Source organism: Blautia sp. CAG:257 (genome assembly GCF_000433815.1).
GTDB classification, from domain to species: domain Bacteria; phylum Bacillota; class Clostridia; order Lachnospirales; family Lachnospiraceae; genus Blautia_A; species Blautia_A caecimuris.
Map to the genome: position 1 here is coordinate 1 of NZ_HF999078.1, position 259 is coordinate 259.

1 pseudogene is annotated in these 259 nt (G+C 39.4%); it reads left to right on the top strand.

What is annotated here, in order from left to right:
* Positions 1 to 90: 90 nt before the first annotated feature.
* Positions 91 to 259, top strand: a pseudogene (locus QVP40_RS14010) (cell division protein FtsI); the annotation flags it as partial.

Here is a 259-nt window from a genome sequence, read left to right on the forward strand (position 1 = left end):
AAGAGGCCGGATTGGAATAAAAGAAAGATAAAAACATACCCCGCAGAGAGGAATCATATATTTTTGTGATGATCTCTGTGGGGCATTTTTATGAAAAAAAACATGACCTTTCATAAGAAAAAGGTATGGGTTGTTTTTTTATGCTGCGGAGCAATGATGCTGGGACTTCTGGGAAGACTTGTGTGGCTGATGGGCTTCCGGTCTGATTATTATTATGAAAAGGCAGAAGATCTTCATGAAAGGGAAAGGGATATCAAGG